Genomic DNA, 18,786 nt, shown 5'->3' on the forward strand with positions numbered 1-18,786 from the left:
CTGTCTTAACGGCTCCCAAGTCACCATTGTCATGAACTGCTTTGACTGCTGTTTCACCTGCTGTTTTAGCTTCGGCTACTTTATCAGCGTCTTCTGCTGAGTCAATCTTAGCTTCTTCTTCTCTTTGCTTAGCTTCTAGTTCTTTGAGTTTTTCTGCTTTCGCTTCTTTTGTCAAACTCTTATCGGCATTGATTTCTGCCTTTTCTGCCTCTACTGCTTCAGCTAATGCTGCTTTGGCTGCTGTCTTAGCTGGACCTGTTTCTGCTTCTTGCCTTTCCCTTTCTTTTTTCTTAACCTCCCATTCGCTTTGCTTCATAAATATGTCTGTTTTAGGAACTAGAATAGTTCTCAGTACTTGATTATTCGAATCAATCACCTTCATATTAACATTGCCGGTTTTCACATCAAATTGTAAAGTTAGACGGGTTGCTGTCGGATGATGTCGAAAAACATCAAATGTCTGCAAATTATCTATAGCTTCGTCTTTATATAATTGATCAATTTTTCTGCCAGATTTAGGAACTTTACGTCTTACTTTATTAGATTCTGTAATATCATCATAATAGAGTTCGAATATTCCTGGTTTACTATTTTGAGTCAGCCAGTTGTACATACCCTGACCCCAGTAATCATAAAGCTTTATCGGAGTGTTAAAGATTTCATCTGGTACAGGAACCTGATCAACATTATATGAATAGTCCCCATTCAACCTTGATGCCCGGTCTTCCCCGACACTCCTAGCTCTTCTAACGGGAGCATGCTGACCAGAGTTACTTGTCTCTTCAGCACTTCTATCACTTCCGCTAACGGCACTACTGTTGCTTCTATCTGACCCTTCAGAACTTTCCCCATTATTGCTTGATGGAGAAGCGTCCCTATCACTGCCAACAGGAGTACGCTGAACAGAATTACTTGTTTCATCAGCACTTCGCTCACTTCCATTCGAAGCTTCACTAGCTCCCTCCGCAGCTGGATCCGATTTAGGCTCAGAACTCTCAAGAGACACCTCTGTAGCATTTACTGTAGTATCCGCCTGAACAACACTAGCTCGTGCTCCTAAAAACATCAATGCGGCAACCGCGACACTGGCGGCACCAAAGTGGTACTTACGAATGGAGTAACGGAAGACCTTTTCTCTGTTACACTTTCTAAAATCCATAACTCTTTCTCCTTTAAAGATATGATTGAAGAGAACATGTCATTTTCCTCTTCGATTGACAATAATATATAAATAGCAACTTACGACTATTTACCCCACTGTATCTCCTATGAAGAATATACAGTCTAGCAACAATTATACCACCCCCCCCCCCGAATTTTGCAAGGAAAAACATTTGATTTTTTAGGTTTTGTAATTCGAATGTAATAATGTCTTTAGTAAATCAAACGTGAAAATGTCCCATTTGATAAAATAGTCGTATGAAAAGGATCCAACTGAATATGAATGAAGCGAAAAAATATCTTGTGATAAAAGCTATAGACCAAGGAAAGAAAACAAAGAATCGAGCCTGTGTCGAACTGAACCTTTCTAAAAGACAAAGCAATCGTCTGCTACTAGCCTATCAACAGAAAGGAAAAGAAGTCTACTTCAGCAGAAAGACGAAAGCATTCGTTATAAAAGAAGTTGACGGTGACATCTACCTCAATATCGCTGACAAGATCTGTCACACAAAGGAGCTACTAGTTCATGAACTCTATTCGAAAAACTTTGAATCAGAACCAGAACAAAAAAAGAAAGACGCAAGTATGTCCCTCCACAAACCCATCCGTGGAAACTCACATCTTTCAAACAATATCTTCAGAAAAATAAAAAGGATTATGAAGAGTTTACTAGTGAGGAGCTTCATTCTCCTCAGCTACAAGTATAATCTATTTCTCGCTAAATGGGAAGCTGTTCCTTAAAGGAAATCACTCTATCCCTTACATTTAGGAGAGAGAAAGTAAGGAGTCTAAGACAAGCATTTCATTTGACAAAACAGCTTCAAGGGTTCCTCGTATCAAATAAAATCAAAATAATTGCCCTCAATCTCACCATTTTTTTGGGACATCATCACTTTCGATTGGCAATTCTTCAGTGAAATGAGTTTGTCACAAATCTCAAACCAGCTAAAAGTAGTTCATAAATAAATGCCAACTTCCTTTCTCTATCTGTAAGATACTCATCAGATTATATAGTCTAGGAAGTAAGAGTTCTTTTTTATCCTTTTTTTGTAATAGGCGTACCTCTCACTACTAATTACTTGCAATAATACCCGTATAACTTTTACAGCGGTGTTAGTTCAGCTCCTTCATAATATCGATGTTAACTTTTAACACAGACACCCTATCTTCACCTAGAAATCCAAAAATTTTTGTTACTGTATGCTTGTCAATGATTTCTTCCAGTCTAGGCAAGCTAATACCTGTTGTCTTAGAAATACGGGGGAGTTGTAGTTTAGCACTTTCTGGACTGATTTCTGGATCCAATCCCGAAGCCGATGTTGTTACCAAATCAGCAGGGATATCTCTGATTGAAATAGTTGGGTTTTCTTCTATGAGAAGAGACAGTTCCTTTTGAACACGTACTTTTAGTTCAGGATTACTAGGAGCCAGATTTTGGGAACCAGAAGTAATATCCCGCCTTTGTCCACTTGGGTCTCCTTCGCTAAGGTAGGTATTATACTGAATAGCAGATGGTCTACCATGCAGAAAAGCAGCTGACGAAAATTCTTGCCCAATTAAAGCCGATCCAATAAGCTTCCCATCCTGCTTAATTTGACTACCATTGGCTTGAACAGGAAAAATAAACTGCCCTAATCCGGTAATCAGCAAAGGGTAAAATAATCCACAAACCGCCCCAAATAAAAGACTTAGTCGGACAGAACGTCTGATATGTATAAATATTTTTCTCATGATTGTTATTCATTCCTTTCATGTTCAACCCAAGGAAAAGACACTGATTCTTTTAAACGTAAAGCAATGTAGATAAGTTTCAATCTTATTCCTCTAAATATTATATTATATTATATTAAACTAATCTTATCAGGATAAACCCAATAGATACAATAATGGAGTAATACTCATATCAATGATTTTAATTCCAATAAACGGGATGAAGACTCCACCCAAACCATAAATCAGCATGTTATGAGCCAAAACTTTTTCTGACCTTTGAGGCTTATAAGAAACTCCTTTCATCGCAATCGGAATTAGAAGAGGAATAATAATGGCATTGAAAATCAGAGCCGATAAAATTGCGCTGGAAGACGTTGATAATGACATAATATTTAACGATTGCATTTGGGGGATACTGGGCATAAAAATAGCTGGAATAATGGCAAAGTATTTGGCAATATCATTAGCAATTGAAAAAGTGGTTAAAGCTCCTCGCGTCATTAATAATTGCTTTCCAATTTCAACGATATCCAGAATCTTGGTTGGATCGCTATCTAAATCCACCATATTAGCAGCTTCTTTAGCAGCACTTGTTCCAGAATTCATAGCAATACCGACATCTGCCTGAGCTAGTGCTGGGGCATCATTAGTCCCATCTCCTGTCATCGCAACAACTTTTCCTAAGCGTTGTTCTTTTTTAATAGCTTCAATTTTATCTTCTGGCTTGCATTCAGCGATAAAGCTATCAACGCCTGCTTCTTGAGCTATGGTCGCAGCGGTAAGAGGATTATCACCGGTACACATAATAGTTTTAATTCCCATTGCCCGTAGGCGAGCAAAACGCTCAACTAAACCTGGTTTGATGGTATCCTTGAGAGCAATCACTCCCAAAATATTCTGCCCCTCCACTACTGCCAGTGGAGTTCCCCCAGCTGAAGCAATTCTTTCACTGATAGACTTCAAATCTTTCGGAATCACACCACCTTTACCTTTAATATAGCGACTTATAGCATCTGTGGCACCCTTACGTATCATTCCCCCATCAACAAAGTCTATCCCACTCATTCGTGTTTGAGCAGTAAAATCAATAAAGGTCATATCTTCAGAAATAGGAGGAATACTTGCCCCATATTCTTTAGCAAGCTTAACAATTGATTTTCCTTCCGGTGTATCATCCTGTAGAGAACTTAGCATAGCTGCTCTTATTAAAGACTCTTGACTAACACCATCTACAGGAACAAAATGAGCAGCCATACGATTTCCAAAGGTAATGGTTCCTGTTTTGTCCAAAATCATAGTATCCACATCACCACTAGACTCCACTGCTTTTCCTGACATAGCAATCACATTAAACCGTGTAACGCGATCCATACCTGCAATTCCAATTGCTGACAGCAGACCTCCAATTGTTGTTGGAATTAAACATACGGTCAATGCCACAAGAGTAGTAACTGTAATCTTTATGTGCAAAGCGCTAGCAATCGGGTACAAACTTCCAATTACCATTAAGAATATAATTGTTAAGCTAACTAGCAAAGTATTCAAGGCAATTTCATTAGGGGTTTTTTGCCGAGAAGCACCCTCTACTAAGGAAATCATTTTGTCCAAGAAAGACTCTCCAGCACGTGAGGTCATTTTCAACTTAAGCCAGTCACTAGCAAGAGTTGTCCCTCCTGTTACAAAAGCAAAATCACCACCAGGTTCTTTGATCACCGGAGCTGACTCTCCTGTAATAGCTGATTCGTCTACAGAAGCAATTCCTTCAATAACTTCACCGTCACCAGGAATTAATTCTCCTACCTTAACCAGAACGATATCTCCTTTTTGCAAGGCTGTGGCCTCAATAGTTTCTTCAAGAAGGGTCTGACCATCATTGTCAAAATAGAGTCGTCTAGCTGTCATATTTTCTTGCGTCTTTTTTAAACTTTCAGCCTGTGCTTTTCCTCTTCCTTCCGCAATGGATTCAGCAAAATTAGAAAATAATAAAGTTAAAAATAAGATCACTGCTACTATGCCATTATACAATTGACTACTTTGGCTATCTTGTTGAGCATCAACGGGGATAATTGTTAAAAAGAAGGTCAGAACAAAACCAACTTCAACTACAAACATTACTGGATTTTTAATCATGTAACTAGGGCGAAGTTTTACGACCGCTCCTTTAAGGGAACTGAGTAGTATCTTTTTTGTCAGAAAGTAAGTTTTCTTTGAAATCATAATAAACCTCATTGAGTTAGAAATTCAGCTAAAGGTCCTAGTACAAGGACTGGTAAGAAAGTTAAGGCTGATATAATCAACACTATCACACCTAAAATAATGGCAAAAGTCCCCGTATCTGTTTTTAAAGAACCTAGGGAATCATTCACATGTTGCTTAGTCATTAACGAACCAGCAATCGATAGCTGAAGAATCAAAGTCACATAGCGTCCAAAAAACATAGCTAATCCTGTAGATATATTCCAGAATAAAGTATTGTCTTTTAGTCCTTCAAATCCCGATCCGTTGTTAGCAGAAGCTGAGGTAAATTGATAAATCACTTGTGATAAAGAATGAAATCCTGGATTGGTAACACTGTTAAATCCTGCTGGCAATGAGACAGCTACTGCTGAAAAACCTAGAATAATCATAGGGTGAACCATGATGGCTAAAGCAATTAAAGTCATTTCTTTACCTTCAATTTTTTTTCCTAAATAAACAGGTGCACGCCCAATCATTAATCCACAAATAAAAACAGTAAGAAGAACGTACAGCATCATATTCATTATTCCTACACCTTTACCGCCAAATATAACATTGAGCATCATGTTAATCATAGCTACTCCACCACTTAGAGGAGTCAAAGTATCGTGCATATTATTCACGGAACCCGTTGTAAAAGCCGTTGTTATTTCTGTAAACAGACCAGACATTGGAATACCGAACCTAACTTCTTTACCTTCCATACTTCCCATTGATTGATTCAAACCCAATTGATGCAAGACAGGATTTCCTCTACTTTCTGACCAAACAATAATGGATAAACCAACAAAAAATAAGAATAGCATAACAATCAGAAGCGGTCTTGCCTGTCCTCCTAGTTTAATAAACGTAGATTTAGTGGACTTATAAGAAACTTTCTGTACAGATTCAAAGGGATGATCTTCCTTTTTCCTAGATGAAACCATATGACCAAAAACAACTACCATAGAACCTGGTAACAACATCATAGATAGCATTTCAATAATATTTGTGATTACATTAGGGTTTTCAAAGGGAGTTGCTGAATTTGCTGCAAAAAAACCACCACCGTTGGTTCCCAAGTGTTTAATAATTTCAAGAGAAGCGACCGGTCCCATTATAAGACCTTGTAAATTGCCCTCCAAAGTAGTCGCATATAACTCTTTTGATAGTGTTTGGGGAACCCCCTGTGAAATAAGTAACAAAGAGCCTATTATTGAAAAAGGAAGCAACACTCGAGTAATCACCCGAACAAAGTCAACATAGAAATTCCCCATGTCTTGATACTTGCCTGATACACCTCTGATAAAAGCCATAGCAGCAGCATAGCCTGAAGCAGCTGAGGTAAACATCATAAAAGTAATGACAACCATCTGACTAAAAAAAGACAAATCCCTCTCACCAGCATAATTTTGTAAATTAGAATTGGTGATAAAAGATATGACTGTATTGAAACTCAGGCTTGATTCTAATGAACCAACACGGGTGGGGTTCAAAAAGAAAAAGGCCTGTGTTCTTAGGATTACATAAGCCACTAGAGCCATAACAGCATTAGTTAAAATAAGGGCTACAGCATACTCCTTCCAAGTCATTCCTTTTTTGTCCACATCAAGCAACTTATAAATCCACCTATCAATAGGATCCATAATGGGATCTGCAAAAGTTTTTTGCTGGCTAGCTATATGGTAAAGATACTTTCCAGTTGGTAATATAATAATACAAGCCAGTACTAAGACAAATATGATTTGTAACATCTCACATTCCTCCTAAAATCTCTCCGGGTATAACAGAGCATAAAATAAATAACAGATTAATAAACCAAAAATTATTCCTAATACTATCATAGTACACTCTCCCTCTAATCACCTTTAAGGTGCTTATCACACCAAACAATAAAACCAATCATTAACAAAAAAATAAAAAATAAAACTAGAAACATTATGAAATCTACTAGCATTGTATCCTCCTTCAAGAATATAATCATTCTACCACGAAAAGTATAAAAATGATATAAAGATTACGGATATAAAATAAAGATTATATAAAGATTGTCTCCTAAAATAACCTAAGACAACCTATCCTAAGACTTGTTTCAAATAGCTGCCAAGAAATTACAAATCAGGTGAATAAAATTCTTTTTGGATTATTTGTCATCATAATTTTCAATCTTAATCATACGATAACCGATACCAATATGAGTTTGAACCATTTTAGAGTAACCCAATCCTAATTCGATTTTTTTTCGCAATGTATTAACAAAAACTCTCAAAGCAGAAAAATCTTCCTCATAATATCCCCAAATTTCCTTGACAATAAAACGATAAGTCAACACTCTATCAACATTCTCTGATAGAAGACAAAGCAACTTATACTCAATCGGGGTTAAGTGAATTTCTTGGTTATTAACAAATACACGATTAGATAAAAAATCAACATGTAGCCAGCCATTAGTAAAAGATGATTTTTCAGAATTACCGTCACTTTGTTGATTAATCTGCTTTGACCTCCTAAGACTAACTCTTAACCGAGCGAAAAGCTCATCAATGCTAAAGGGTTTCGTCAAATAATCATCTGCCCCAGCATCAAGTGCATCAATCTTGTCACTTTCTTCTCCACGTGCACTAACAACAATAACAGGTAGCTGTGAAAAGCTACGAATCTTGTCAATAATGTCTTTACCATCCATATCTGGCAAACCCAAATCCAATAATAATAAATCTGGAAATTGCGAAATGATCTGACGCAAAGCTTCCTCTCCAGTCCGAACTGATACATAATGATAACCTTCAACTTCCATTGCTAAGGATAAAAGTCTGTTAACGGAAGAGTCATCTTCACAAATTAAAATCTTAACATTTTCATTTTTCATGTAATACATTCACCTCCGCTAGTGGTAGTGTAAATCCAAAGATAACTCCTTTAGGAGTATTGTCATGGACGTAAATAGTCCCCCCATGTGCTGTAATAATACTCTTACATAAAGATAGTCCTATACCTAGGCCTCTTTTACCATCGGATGCCAAATTTTCTGATGTATAAAAAAGGTCAAAAATCTTTTCTTTTGCTTGATCGTTAATACCAGGACCATCGTCAGAAACCTCAACCACCAGGTTCTGATCCTTTCTATTACTCGTCAATGTAATTAAAGATCCTTCATGCGTATATTTAACTGCATTGTTAATGATATTAACCAGTACTTGCACAATCAAGGGAGCATCCATTTTAGCTATTAATAAATCATCTGATAAAATTAAAACAAAGTCATGATTCTTAATATGTTGATCCACATGTTTCAAAGCTTCTTCAATCAACTCATCGAAAACATTTATTCTTAATGAAAGAGTAGTATCATTATCCAATTTAGTAATTGACAATAAATTTTCAATCAGATTAATCAACCACATAGAGTCATCGTAAATATAGGCAGCTAATTCTATCATACGCTGTTTCTCCATAATTCCCCCCGTCTCCATCATTAATTTAGACTGACCTGATATGCTTGTAAGTGGAGTTCTCAAATCATGTGAGATTCCCCTTAACAAATCAACCCTTAACTGTTCTTTTTGTATTTTAAGTTCCATTTTTTGTTGTTCTTCGCGTAATGCTTCTTTTTCTAATGCCAAGGATGCCTCTCCTAAAACAGTTAGAATAACAGATTTTTCAAACAGGTCAATCATTGTTTTATCCTCTATTAAAATACCAATAATAGCAAAAACAGAATCTTTACCTCTGACAGATAAATACAGAAATTTAGCAGCAGACAAGGTGTTTGTTGTTGCTCCAGCTTGTTTATTATTATATAAAACCCACTCAACCACTCCTCGCTCATTGTACTGATAGTAATCAGCTAAGGTCCTCAAAGAATGACTGGTAGGGAAATATTTCGGCGTCTCCAAAGTACCACCTGTTACAGGATAAATCACCACATCACTATTCAATAATTTTTTGACTTGAATAGCTAGTTCTTCTAAAATAGAAGGAATAGAGTCTGCCTGAGATAATCCTCTATTTGTTTGTAGTAACAACTCTGTTAGATAAGATTTTTCAGTAGATAATCTTGCCTGCTCTTGAATCCTTTTTATGAGACTAGAAGTAATCAGACCAGTAATTAACATAATAGCAAAAGTCATAGGATAAGTAGGATTAAAAGAAGTAAAAGTGTAGTAGGGGGCCACAAAAAAGTAATTAAAACAAAGAACTGATAAAATAGAAGAAATCACACTATAAAGTTTTCCTTTTGTCCAAACAGCATTTATTTGAACACTTAATATATATATTATTATAATGTTGTTGGTACTGAGATTCCAGAAACGAAATAAAAGACCTGTTAAGGTTACTAGCAACAATACCACCAGTGTTTTAACCAAATCACTGAAAGAAAATTGCCATTTAGAAAACCAAGAAGGCAACGAGAGCTTACCAACCGAAGTCTCTTTTTTTCCTCTAGTATTATGGACTACAAACATATCCAAATCAGGAACATTCTTACTAAGAACTTCCACAATATTTTCTTTAGGCCAAATAGTTCTGGAGCCACTTTTTCCGACTACTAACTTAGAAACACGGCTCAATTTTGCGTAATCAGCAATCTGCTTGGTCACATTATTATAATCCATAACTGTCACCTTAGCTCCCAACCGCTCTGCCAATTCCAAGTTCTGATGTAACTCCTGATTAGTCAGTTCCCTATCTAAACTACCAATATACAGGGCTGTAAAGTCTGCATTAAGAGCACTTGCTAATCTTGAAGCAGCGCGAATGACATGTGAAGAGGAGGGAGAGGGTGACACACAGACCAAGACATGTTCCTTGGTCACAATACTATCTTTAACTTTTTTTCCTCGAAAAGCACTTCCATTAATCTGATCAGCTGCTTTGCGCAAAGCGATTTCTCTCAAAGATATTAACTTTTCTTCAGTAAAAAAGTGACGCTTGGCCAATTTAGCTTGCGATTTAGAATAAATTTTTCCTTTATCCAATCGTTCAAGTAAATCTGATGGGTCAATATCTACAAGTTCAATCTGATTAGCCTGATCAAAAATAGCATCTGGAATTATCTCATTAACTTGAATCCCTGTAATAGCTTCAATCACATCGTTTAAACTTTCAATATGTTGGACATTTACAGTAGTATAGACATCAATCCCTGCATAAAGCAGTTCCTTAATATCTTGGTACCTCTTTTTATTACGTGACTCAAAACAGTTAGTATGAGCCAATTCATCCACTAAAATAATGCGTGGTTGACGCCTTAAAGCAGTATCAATATCAAACTCATTTAAGGTGATACCTTTATATTTTATTGTTTTAGGAGATAATTGCTCAAGACCAATCAGTAAAGCCATAGTCTCAGGTCGATTATGAGGTTCAATGTAACCTACTACCACATCTACTCCAGCTTTTTGAGCTCGCTGCGCTTCTCTAAGCATAGCATAGGTTTTTCCAACTCCTGCAGCATAACCAAAATAAATTCTTAACGCCCCTGTTTTCATAACATCACCTTAGTTAACCCAACCTTTTGTAGTAAAATCATTTATCAGAAGTCATTATAACCTAATTTTATTTTTTTTACAATAGCCTTCCTGAGATTATATCATGGGACGAGTATGAGTTCACCAAGGGAAAGATGAGTTTCATTGCGCAAGATTTTAACAAGCTCAATATCATCACTGTTCTTGAGGGTAGAACACAAGCTGTCATTCGTAATCACTTTCTTAAGTATGATAGAGCCGTCCGATGTCGCGTCAAAATTATTACTATGGATATGTTTAGTCCTTACTATGACTTGGCTAAACAGCTTCGCTTTCGAATTTCTAGGCTCAGGCTGAAACAGTCTCCCAGACTGTTTCACTCCCTAATGCAAAAATTGTTCTTGATCGTTTTCACATTGTGCAACATCTAAGCCGTGCTATGAGTCGTGTCCGTGTCCAAATCATGAATCAATTGGATCGAAAGTCTCATGAATACAAGGCCATCAAGCTCTACTGGAAGCTCATCCAGCAAGATAGTCGTAAACTCAGCGATAAACGATTTTATCGCCCTACTTTTCGTATGCACTTGACCAATAAAAAAAATTCTAGATAGACTTTTGAGCTATTCAGAAGACTTGAAACACCACTATGATTTCTACCAGCTCTTGATTTTTCACTTTCAGAATAAGGAGCCTGACAGATTTTTCGGACTTATTGAAGACAATCTTAAGCAGGTTCATCCTCTTTTTCAGACTTTCTTTAAAACCTTCCTCAAAGATAAAGAGAAGATTGTCAACGCCCTTCAACTACACTATTCTAACGCCAAATTAGAAGCAACCAATAATCTCATCAAACTCATCAAACGCAACGCCTTTGGTTTCCGGAACTTTGAAAACTTCAAAAAACGGATTTTTATCGCTCTGAACATCAAAAAAGAAAGGACGAAATGTGTCCTTTCTCGAGCTTAGCTGACTTCAACCCACTACAGTTGACAAAGAGCCAAAAATCCCCTGGCAAGTACCAGAGGATAAGAGCTTATTTCATTGTTGGGAAGAGCAATACATCACGGATAGTAGTTGTATCCGTGAGGAGCATGCAGAGACGGTCGATACCGATTCCCAAACCACCTGTTGGTGGCATACCATATTCAAGGGCTTCGATGTAGTCGTAGTCGATACCTGTCGCTTCATCGTCACCAAGTTCTTTAGCTTTAGCTTGGGCTTCAAAACGGCTAAGCTGATCGATTGGGTCGTTGAGCTCAGTAAAGGCATTACCGTACTCCTTAGTCATGATGAAGAGCTCGAAACGGTCAGTAAAGCGTTGGTCTTCAGGATTTTTCTTAGCCAGTGGAGATACAGCTACTGGATGTCCATAGACAAAGGTTGGTTGGATTAAAGTTTCTTCAACAAACTCTTCAAAAAAGGCATTGATGATGTGACCAACCTCAGTATAGTGTTTCTCAACAGGAACTTTTTTCTCAGCAGCGATAGCTTTAGCTTCTTCCAAAGTCATGTCTTGCCAGAAATCGACACCAGTAATTTCTTTGATAGCATCCACCATGTGAACACGTTTAAATGGTTCGTTGATTTTTATTTCAGTTCCTTGGTAGTTGACTGGACCGTCGCCCTTAACTGATTTAGCAGCATGTTGGATAATGCCTTCCGTCAAATCCATGATATCTTGGAAGTCAGCATAAGCTTGGTAGACTTCGATAGAAGTAAACTCAGGGTTGTGAGTAGCATCCATTCCTTCGTTACGGAAGATACGGCCAATTTCATAGACGCGTTCCATACCACCCACGATAAGGCGTTTCAAGTGAAGCTCAGTCGCGATACGAAGCACCATGTCAATGTTTTGGGCATTGTGGTGGGTGATAAATGGACGGGCAGAGGCACCACCAGCTTCGTTGTGAAGAACAGGTGTTTCCACTTCAAGGAAACCTTTTTGGTCAAGGTAACGACGGATTTCAGAGATGATTTTTGAACGAGTGACAAAGCGTTCAAAGCTTTCACGGTTAGAAATCAAGTCAAGGTAACGTTTACGGTAAATTGTTTCAACGTCTGTCAAACCATGGAATTTCTCTGGTAGAGGACGAAGAGCCTTAGACAAGTGTGTGATGTGAGTAGCCTTGATAGAGAGTTCTCCCATATCTGTACGCATCACTTCGCCTTCGACACCAAGGAAGTCACCAAGGTCTGCTTTTTTGAAGATTTCGTAGTTTTCTTCACCGACAGCATCCTTACGAACGTAGATCTGGATTTGGCCTTCGCGGTCTTGAAGGTGGGCAAAACCTACTTTACCTTTACCACGTTTGGTTACCAAGCGTCCTGCGATAGTAGCTGTTTCATTTTTATCATGTAATTGTTCTTTATCGAGATCAGCAAATTTATCTTTTAATTCTTGTGAATTTGCAGTGCGTTCAAAGCGTTTTCCGAAAGGATCGATTCCTTGTTCACGGAGCGCAGCCATTTTTTCACGGCGAACGATCTGCTGGTCATTTAGTTCTTCCATATGTTCTGTTGACATGGGATCCTCCTAATTTTACTCAAAATTGAATACGATGAGTCTTTTTTGCGATACTCCCATTTTATCATAAATAAGCAAGAAATTCACGGATAATCTTTAAAAACTAAAAAGAACTTGACGCTAAGATCACTGAGCCAAATCACTGAAAAGACTGGGATAAGCAAGAAATTCCAACATCTCAGAAAAGGAAATCTGACCATGTTTATGGATTACACTTTAACCCTTGTAACTTTCATGACGTGTGCTACTTTTTATATAAGAGCAAACCAAGCAAATCTAAAACTTAAACAATTGACGTAAAAAACATTAACAACTTGAATCTTGTCATTCATACACCTGATATGACAGAATAGGATAATTTTTAACCTTTTAGTCTTTTGATTTTTTTACACTTCTTGCCAATTTTCTTGGTCTTCTTTAAAGCGTTTTAGGAGATCCAAGCCTTCTGGCGTGATATACCCTTCTTCTTGGGCTAAATGAATGAGCTCACTGTAGTTAGAAAGCGTCACAAGTTTAACACCAGCATCTGCAAAGTTCTTATCTGCTTTTGGCAATTGGTAACTAAAAATCGCTACAACTCCAAGTACATCTGCTCCTTCGCGTTTAGCTGCTACTACGGCTTCAAGAACAGAACCACCAGTTGAAATGAGGTCTTCAACCACTACCATCTTTTGTCCTTGAGCCACACGGCCTTCAATTTGGTTACCAGCACCGTGGTCTTTTGGTTTGCTACGGATGTAGGCAAATGGCAGGTTCATCTTGTCAGCAATAATAGCTCCGTGAGGAATCCCTGCCGTCGCAGTTCCTGCAATGACTTCTACCTCAGGAAAGGCTTCTTTGATAGCATCCACAAAACCATTTTCAATGAGAGTACGAGTTTCTGGATAGGCTAGTGTCACACGGTTATCTGTATAAATTGGTGACTTGATACCAGATGCCCAAGTGAAAGGCTCCTCTGGTTTGAGGTAAACGGCTTGAATTTTCAAGAGGTGGCTAGCGATATCTTTAGCAAGTGTCATGGTATTCTCCTTTTATTTTTCTAATCTAGTTCTTTAATTCCAGTCCTGTGTCCATTCATCTTTGATGGCATGATAAGCTGCAACAGGATCCTCAGCTTGGGTAATGGGACGTCCCACTACAATATAGTCACTGCCGATTTGATAGGCATCAGCAGGTGTCATAACGCGTTTTTGATCTCCAACCGCAGCACCTGCAGGACGAATGCCCGGTGTCAGACAGATAAAATCTGGATTGGTAGCCTGCTTGATGACTTGTACTTCCTGAGCCGAGCAAACGACACCATCCAAGCCAGCTTCAGCTGTCTTCTTAGCATAATGAATGACAGACTCCTGCAGGCTGGTTTGGATATTTTGAAAATCCTGCATCTGAGCTTCCGATGTTGAGGTCAGCTGAGTCACTGCAATCAATTTGGCTTGATTTCCAAGACCTTCACGCGCAGCCTTCATCATCTCTACACCGCCAGCAGCATGAACATTGGTCATATCCACACCAAGCTGAGACAAGACCTTCATAGCTGACTTGACTGTATTGGGAATGTCATGAAGCTTGAGATCCAAAAAGACACTATGACCCAGACCTTTCAAGTAAGATACAATCTCAGGACCCGTTGCGTAATAAAGCTCCATCCCTACCTTGAGATAAAGGCTTTCTTCTGCTGGGAAAAGAGCTAAAAATTCCTTGACCGCCTCAAAACTAGGAAAATCAAGAGCAATGACTGGACGATGTTCTCGCATAGGTTTCTCCTTTTACCTTTGCTAGTGAGAGAGTCTGGCCAACAGAAGCTACGAAAAAAGGAACCTGCCAACAGCAAGGTTCCACGAAAAATGGGTAGTCTCCACCCTTTCACCGTCTAACCTTAGCTGCCTCTCTGGACTGCTTTAAAGGTTTTCTATTATTCTATTATTTCTACTAGTACTTGTCAAGTAAAAACAGCTAAATCCATGTTGACTGCTATTGAACACCTCACAAGACTCTTTCCAAAAGAATAGTTAAAGACTTTCACTTCGGACAGAGAAAAAGAGTTTGCTTGTTACCCTTTAATTGAACAAATGGGAATTCTGTTTTATTTTGCGGATGCCTATTCATCTTGGCAAAGGGGAAGTAATGAGAATGCGAATGAACTTCTTCGTGGGTATTTTCTTAAACCGATTTGGCAACAATTACCGAAAAAATCCTTAATGATGCTTTGCTAGCTTATTAATCACCGTCCCCAAAAATACTTGGATTACAAGACAGTTTTTGAAGCACTTTTTGAAGCACTTATAGAGGAGATTTAAAAATGTTGCATTTTTTATTGCAATTTATCAGTTATCTTATCACCCAAAACTTCTGCAATTAGTATGAGCACTATTGTTATTTTTCTTTTTTCGTACACTCAAATCAAAATATAGCAATAAGACTATTCTGTAGAATTGCTGTCAAAAAGATCAGTTCATTTTTTCCTTCCCACTTGTGTTTATAATCATTAAAATAACTCAATTAAGAAATTTTCTTTTTCCTAATAGTTATCGTAATTAAAGTTAATAGAACAACAATCCAAATAAGTAGTGTTAGATTAGGAATTAGAGTTTTATTCCATGAAAATTCCTCCCATTTTGTGAAAAACTTAGTAAACAGTCCCATAAAACTATAATCTGTTATCTTCGCAACTGTCTTATCCAAACCAGATAGCATCGGTAAGAAAGCAACTAAAATCATAGCAGGAAGACTGATAACCTGAGCTACTACTTGGCTCTTCGCGGTTAAACCTATCAATAAATAGAATAAAATGATGGATAAAGAGGTTAGAAGAACGATTGTAATATAATTAAAAGTATGTACAATTGTAACTCCTAAAATAAGAGGAGTAGTTCCCATAATCACAAAAGTTAGCAAAAAAGGAAGAAACATAGTTGATAAAATGTATTCGGAGCCTTTAACACCACTCAACAGAAGAGTTTGTAAATTGTACTTTTCTTTTTCTTCAGACAAGATAATAGTTATAGGACTTCCAACAGCCAAAGCCAAAGAAAAAGGTAAACACATCATCAAAAGAACTAATGCCTGTTGATCGTTGACCTTCCCCTGTGTTTCCATAAGATATTTATAAAAATATGTGAAAGCAAAAGGCACTAAAACTTGCAATAAAATACTCTTATTGGAAAGGATAATTTGACAACGCAACCATACCAAAGCCAGAAACCGTTTAAGCATTTAGCTTTCCTTCTGTTAATGTGATAAAAATATCTTCTAAAGTAGGCTCACATGAATGAATTGAAAAAATATTTTCCAGATCAGCCTGAGATACCTGTTCTAGTGATGTAAAATCAAAAGTTATCTGATTCCCATTATAATCTGTAAACTTAATCTTTTTATCTTTATTATATCTTTGAATGAGTTCAGAAGGAGCTCCTTGCTCAACTAATTTCCCTTTATTTAATAAGGCAACATAATCACATAAAAGAGTTGCTTCATTCATATCATGAGTCGTTAGAAAAATCGTTGTCCCTGCTGTTTTCAATTCTAAAATTAACTCATGAATTGTTCGAGAAGTTGTGGGATCTAGACCTGAGGTCGGTTCATCCAGAAAGAGTACAGCGGGGTTGTTGATAAGAGCTCGTGCTAAAAGCATTCGTTGCCTCATTCCAGTGGATAATTTTCCTGCTACCATCTTGCGACTATCATATAATCCTACTCGCTTTAACAAATTATCAACACGTGATTTACTAATATTATAAAATTTACTATAAAAAAGAAGATTGTTATACAGAGACATTTTCTCATAAAATCCACTTGTATCGCCAACCAATCCAATTCTCTTTAATTCACCGCTTGTTAAATTTTGAGATTTTTGTCCCAAAATAATAGATTGTCCTTTATCGGCAAGGAACTGCCCAGTCAGAATATTAATCGTTGTGGTCTTTCCAGAACCAGATGGTCCTAAAAATCCAAAAATCTAACCTTCTTTAACAGTGAAGCTTATATTATTTAAAGCTATTTTATCACCAAAACTTTTTGATAAATGGCTAACTTCAATCATACTCATTGCACCTCCTTTATATTCTACATTTTTACTTAACATCTATTTACTTATCTTTATCAAATAAACGTCTTAAAAAAAACAATAACATTAAGCATATAACCGTTAGCAAGATTGTTTCAATATTATTGATAATACGATACATTCTCAAGCAGTATAAAATAATTATATATATGCAAATGCTCATTATACCTATTTTTTTAAACATACTAAGCCTCCTTGCTAAATAATAAAGTTATATAATAACTAAGACACACTATACCTAACATAATAAATATCCACAGCATTAAAAATATTATCATACCAATAAAAATATCCACTGGTAACTGAATAAATGTTCTAAAATTAACAAGCAAAAATAAAATCTCAAACGATGAAAAAAGCCATACTATATTTTCCAATGATGGCAAAAATAATACCCAAGAACAATACTATTAATTGTGTTTCTATAACAGTGAACTGCCCAATAGCAGATAAAAAAGCTACTCCTCCTGATAATAAGCAAAAACAAACTGAACGAATAAATGTTTTCGCTCTAATATTGTTATCTTTCACTTTATTATTTTTTTACAAATTGGACATTCTCCGTTTTCCAGAACATATTTTTCTTGACTTAGAGCATGATTTCTCATATTATAAACGTAAGCGTTATCTATTAGGATTTCATTATAACATCCCAGAAATATTTTAATTATTAAATTAGTCATTATCCCTCCCAAAATAGCAGGCATCTCTGGTGTAGTCGGCCACTTTGTCTTATCAGATAAAGTGTACTTATTTATATCTTTGTTTATATTCCGACAACCAAAGCAAGAACCGATGGTAGGGATATATATATTATCAATAATAAGATAGCATCCATTAAACCCTCCTGATATGTAGGATATCTTATGCGATACAGCAAATTGATTGACAATTTTTATAATATCAATGGGCGTATCAATTGCTTTAACGATAAAATCTATACTCCCATATTCCGCAACAATTTTTTCTCATTCTTCTACTGAAGAAACTTTAATAGAAATAGGTACTACCTGAACATCTGAATTATACTTGTGTATTTTTTCAGAAAGAACATTAATCTTCTCCTTACCAACATCCGACTCTGTATAAAGAATTTGCCTATTTAAATTTGATGGTTCTATTATATCGTAATCAGCGACAATAAGTTTCCTCACTCCATACATACTTAGACTTAGAGATATATAACATCCTAAGGCTCCTGCTCCTAATACTAATACTGTTTTATTCTGTATTTTATTATACTCTTCATTATAAAATAACGAATAGCAACCTTTAGTTCTAGAATATCTACTATCAATATCTATCTCATCCGAAATTAAAATTTGTTCATTTAATAGTTCAAATGTTAGTTTACTGCCTAATACTTCTTCTATCTCTAATAGTTCCTTACAACTATTAAATAGATCGTTGATAAATTCTTGCGAAATTTGAGGTTCTATAGCTATTTCCCGCATACTCCGAACACGCAAATACATTATACCTTCTTTTTTATAAGCAAAAACATAACTATTTACGTAGAACATATTTCGTCCTTCCTCTCATATATAATATAGAAAGCAGTATAGAAACAACCACCCCTCCTATACTACGAACAATAATATTAGGTGTCAAAAACTGTAATAGTTGACTCAAAGG

11 protein-coding genes and 5 pseudogenes are annotated in these 18,786 nt (G+C 36.6%); 3 read left to right on the forward strand and 13 right to left on the reverse strand.

Annotation, left to right across the window (positions count from 1 at the left end; genetic code table 11):
- Positions 1 to 1,159: YSIRK-type signal peptide-containing protein (locus tag HT719_RS05645; protein ID WP_172928521.1), on the reverse strand; the 1,159-nt coding region annotated here is incomplete at its 3' end.
- Between the two features lie 404 nt (positions 1,160 to 1,563).
- On the opposite strand from HT719_RS05645, the pseudogene HT719_RS05650 reads away from it, so the two are divergent.
- Positions 1,564 to 1,868, forward strand: a pseudogene (locus HT719_RS05650) (ISNCY family transposase); the annotation flags it as partial.
- A gap of 406 nt (positions 1,869 to 2,274) precedes the next feature.
- Here HT719_RS05650 and kdpC read toward each other — a convergent pair.
- From kdpC to HT719_RS05680, 6 genes are all read right to left on the reverse strand, one after another.
- Complete coding sequence (gene kdpC, locus HT719_RS05655; protein ID WP_001225808.1) at positions 2,275 to 2,892, reverse strand: potassium-transporting ATPase subunit KdpC; 618 nt, start codon at positions 2,890 to 2,892, stop codon at positions 2,275 to 2,277.
- Positions 2,893 to 3,021: 129 nt separating this feature from the next.
- Positions 3,022 to 5,091 (reverse strand): potassium-transporting ATPase subunit KdpB, encoded by a 2,070-nt coding sequence (gene kdpB, locus HT719_RS05660; protein WP_101514414.1) that lies wholly within the window; start codon positions 5,089 to 5,091, stop codon positions 3,022 to 3,024.
- Between the two features lie 8 nt (positions 5,092 to 5,099).
- Positions 5,100 to 6,845: a potassium-transporting ATPase subunit KdpA gene (locus HT719_RS05665; RefSeq protein WP_000939242.1), complete on the reverse strand. Its 1,746-nt coding sequence runs from the start codon at positions 6,843 to 6,845 to the stop codon at positions 5,100 to 5,102.
- Between the two features lie 12 nt (positions 6,846 to 6,857).
- Positions 6,858 to 6,935 carry a K(+)-transporting ATPase subunit F gene (gene kdpF, locus HT719_RS05670; protein WP_119946541.1) on the reverse strand — a complete coding sequence of 26 codons (78 nt, stop codon included), beginning with the start codon at positions 6,933 to 6,935 and terminating at the stop codon, positions 6,858 to 6,860.
- Positions 6,936 to 7,234: 299 nt separating this feature from the next.
- Positions 7,235 to 7,960 (reverse strand): response regulator transcription factor, encoded by a 726-nt coding sequence (locus HT719_RS05675; RefSeq protein ID WP_000787304.1) that lies wholly within the window; start codon positions 7,958 to 7,960, stop codon positions 7,235 to 7,237.
- Positions 7,950 to 10,583, reverse strand: coding sequence for a sensor histidine kinase KdpD (locus tag HT719_RS05680; protein WP_119919982.1), 2,634 nt, complete (start codon positions 10,581 to 10,583; stop codon positions 7,950 to 7,952). The genes HT719_RS05675 and HT719_RS05680 overlap by 11 nt, the downstream gene beginning before the upstream one ends.
- A gap of 65 nt (positions 10,584 to 10,648) precedes the next feature.
- Here HT719_RS05680 and HT719_RS05685 point away from each other — a divergent pair.
- Positions 10,649 to 11,530: pseudogene (locus HT719_RS05685) on the forward strand (transposase); the annotation flags it as partial.
- A gap of 67 nt (positions 11,531 to 11,597) precedes the next feature.
- Here the strand turns inward: HT719_RS05685 and lysS are convergent.
- The 3 genes from lysS to pyrF all read right to left on the reverse strand — a co-directional run bounded on the left by lysS (position 11,598) and on the right by pyrF (position 14,842).
- Positions 11,598 to 13,088 (reverse strand): lysine--tRNA ligase, encoded by a 1,491-nt coding sequence (gene lysS, locus HT719_RS05690; RefSeq protein ID WP_050207953.1) that lies wholly within the window; start codon positions 13,086 to 13,088, stop codon positions 11,598 to 11,600.
- 386 nt (positions 13,089 to 13,474) lie between these two features.
- Complete coding sequence (gene pyrE, locus HT719_RS05695) at positions 13,475 to 14,107, reverse strand: orotate phosphoribosyltransferase (RefSeq protein WP_100104733.1); 633 nt, start codon at positions 14,105 to 14,107, stop codon at positions 13,475 to 13,477.
- A 33-nt stretch (positions 14,108 to 14,140) separates the two neighbouring features.
- The gene (pyrF, locus tag HT719_RS05700; RefSeq protein WP_172928523.1) at positions 14,141 to 14,842 is read right to left on the reverse strand and encodes an orotidine-5'-phosphate decarboxylase; all 702 of its coding nucleotides are present in this window, start codon (positions 14,840 to 14,842) and stop codon (positions 14,141 to 14,143) included.
- Positions 14,843 to 15,160: 318 nt separating this feature from the next.
- On the opposite strand from pyrF, the pseudogene HT719_RS12010 reads away from it, so the two are divergent.
- A pseudogene (locus HT719_RS12010) lies at positions 15,161 to 15,385 on the forward strand (IS30 family transposase); the annotation flags it as partial.
- Positions 15,386 to 15,587: 202 nt separating this feature from the next.
- Here the strand turns inward: HT719_RS12010 and HT719_RS05705 are convergent.
- The 3 genes and pseudogenes from HT719_RS05705 to HT719_RS12015 all read right to left on the reverse strand — a co-directional run bounded on the left by HT719_RS05705 (position 15,588) and on the right by HT719_RS12015 (position 18,674).
- On the reverse strand, positions 15,588 to 16,301 hold the full coding sequence (locus tag HT719_RS05705) for an ABC transporter permease (protein ID WP_172928525.1): 714 nt from the start codon (positions 16,299 to 16,301) through the stop codon (positions 15,588 to 15,590).
- Positions 16,294 to 17,133: pseudogene (locus tag HT719_RS05710) on the reverse strand (ABC transporter ATP-binding protein). The gene HT719_RS05705 and the pseudogene HT719_RS05710 overlap by 8 nt, the downstream one beginning before the upstream one ends.
- A 545-nt stretch (positions 17,134 to 17,678) precedes the next feature.
- Positions 17,679 to 18,674 (reverse strand): annotated as a pseudogene (locus HT719_RS12015) (ThiF family adenylyltransferase).
- Positions 18,675 to 18,786 lie beyond the last annotated feature (112 nt).

It is taken from the genome of Streptococcus sp. k-378 (genome assembly GCF_013277505.1).
In the GTDB taxonomy this organism is placed as follows: Bacteria; Bacillota; Bacilli; order Lactobacillales; family Streptococcaceae; genus Streptococcus; species Streptococcus pseudopneumoniae.

Excerpts from the sequence above, each read along its gene's own strand:
- kdpC (WP_001225808.1), bottom strand. The coding sequence starts at position 2,892 with ATGAGAAAAATATTTATACATATCAGACGTTCTGTCCGACTAAGTCTT.
- kdpB (WP_101514414.1), bottom strand. The coding sequence starts at position 5,091 with ATGATTTCAAAGAAAACTTACTTTCTGACAAAAAAGATACTACTCAGT.
- HT719_RS05665 (WP_000939242.1), bottom strand. The coding sequence starts at position 6,845 with ATGTTACAAATCATATTTGTCTTAGTACTGGCTTGTATTATTATATTA.
- kdpF (WP_119946541.1), bottom strand. The coding sequence starts at position 6,935 with ATGATAGTATTAGGAATAATTTTTGGTTTATTAATCTGTTATTTATTT.
- HT719_RS05675 (WP_000787304.1), bottom strand. The coding sequence starts at position 7,960 with ATGAAAAATGAAAATGTTAAGATTTTAATTTGTGAAGATGACTCTTCC.
- HT719_RS05680 (WP_119919982.1), bottom strand. The coding sequence starts at position 10,583 with ATGAAAACAGGGGCGTTAAGAATTTATTTTGGTTATGCTGCAGGAGTT.
- lysS (WP_050207953.1), bottom strand. The coding sequence starts at position 13,088 with ATGTCAACAGAACATATGGAAGAACTAAATGACCAGCAGATCGTTCGC.
- pyrE (WP_100104733.1), bottom strand. The coding sequence starts at position 14,107 with ATGACACTTGCTAAAGATATCGCTAGCCACCTCTTGAAAATTCAAGCC.
- pyrF (WP_172928523.1), bottom strand. The coding sequence starts at position 14,842 with ATGCGAGAACATCGTCCAGTCATTGCTCTTGATTTTCCTAGTTTTGAG.
- HT719_RS05705 (WP_172928525.1), bottom strand. The coding sequence starts at position 16,301 with ATGCTTAAACGGTTTCTGGCTTTGGTATGGTTGCGTTGTCAAATTATC.